The organism is Paraburkholderia sp. UYCP14C (genome assembly GCF_004197395.1).
In the GTDB taxonomy this organism is placed as follows: Bacteria; Pseudomonadota; Gammaproteobacteria; order Burkholderiales; family Burkholderiaceae; genus Paraburkholderia.
The window spans coordinates 1-1,275 of sequence record NZ_SELS01000261.1 but is presented as its reverse complement, the minus strand read 5'-3'; the positions used below and the strand labels follow the sequence as shown (position 1 = coordinate 1,275).

2 protein-coding genes and 1 pseudogene are annotated in these 1,275 nt (G+C 62.9%); 1 reads left to right on the top strand and 2 read right to left on the bottom strand.

What is annotated here, in order from left to right; all coding sequences use genetic code 11:
• A partial coding sequence (locus EVC45_RS44710; RefSeq protein ID WP_211193609.1) for a nitroreductase family protein occupies positions 1–283 on the top strand: 283 nt, incomplete at its 5' end.
• Positions 284–363: 80 nt separating this feature from the next.
• Here EVC45_RS44710 and EVC45_RS44705 read toward each other — a convergent pair.
• Complete coding sequence (locus tag EVC45_RS44705; protein WP_129964374.1) at positions 364–798, bottom strand: Hsp20/alpha crystallin family protein; 435 nt, start codon at positions 796–798, stop codon at positions 364–366.
• Positions 799–922: 124 nt separating this feature from the next.
• Positions 923–1,275: pseudogene (locus EVC45_RS44700) on the bottom strand (cell division protein FtsH); the annotation flags it as partial.

The following is a 1,275-nucleotide window of genomic DNA, read 5'->3' as shown; positions in this document are numbered from 1 at the left end:
CTTCGTCGGCGAGGCACCGCTCGACCTCGTGTATGTGATCAATACGTCGCGTCTGCTGCACATGCCGTTGCAGCAACGCGATACCTTTTCGGCCGTCGCGGCGGGCGCAATGGCCCAAAACGTTGCGCTGTATTGCGCGTCCGCGGGGCTCGGCAACGTGGTGCGCGGCTGGATCAACCACCGCCTGCTCGCCGACGCGCTCAGGTTGAACGAAGACGAATTGCCGATTCTCGCGCAGACCGTTGGCGCACTCGGCACGAAGCTCAGCTCTCTCGCGGATTGAAACGCGAGGGCTCGAAAAGAAAAGGCGCGCCGGTGACGGCGCGCCATACTTCATCGTCCAGATCGGATGGCTGGCTTTTTTTAGTTGACCGCCAGGCGCTTGTGATCGGCGGGCGCCTTTTTCGGCAGGCTCAACGACAGCACGCCGTCCTTGTATTCGGCCTTCGCATTGGCCTCGTCGACCTCGCCGCCGAGCGAGAACGAGCGGCTGAACGTACCGGAGTAGCGCTCGCGACGGATCACGCGCTCGCCTTCCTTTTCCTCCTTGTTGCGCTCGACCTTCGCGTTGATCGACACGACGCGCCCGTCGATCTGAACGTCGATATCCTTCTTCTCCACGCCCGGCAGCTCGGCTTTCACCGAATAGGCTCCGTCGTTTTCCGTCACGTCGATCTTCATCGATGCGAGTTCGGTGTCCTGCGTCGTCAGCGCCGATCGCATCGGCCGGAAAAATCCCTGGAAAAGTTCCGAAACAGGATCCGACGAAAACGGATCAAAACGCGTCAGATTGCTCATTGCCTCTCTCCTTCACATAAGCAGGCCATGAAATGGCCCAATTGACCGACTGCAATCCGGCCTGCAACGTCGCCGGATTGCGCCAGGCGCGGGGTGAATCAGATGCCGCCGCGGTCTCGCGTATTCACGATGGTCCACACCGCGAGACAGCACCTTCAGCGTAGTCGCGCACGGCTTCGCGTCGTTGATCCACGTCAAGCGTGGTCCCGGGCACCGGCTGACCTTCGATCGCCTTTTGCAGCAGCTCATGGTCCAGCACCTCGCGCTCCAGCAACAGGCGCGCGATGCGCTCTAGCGGCGCGCGCTGTGCCTGAAGCGTTGCCGTGACACGCGCATGGGCATCGTTCAGCACGCCGCGAATTTCCTCATCGACGAGCCGTGCGGTAGCGTCGCTGCAAGGCGCGCCGCGCCAGGGCTCGAAGCCCGGCAAGCCCATCGGGTCGGCCGGCTCGCCGAGCGTCGCGAGACCGATGCGCT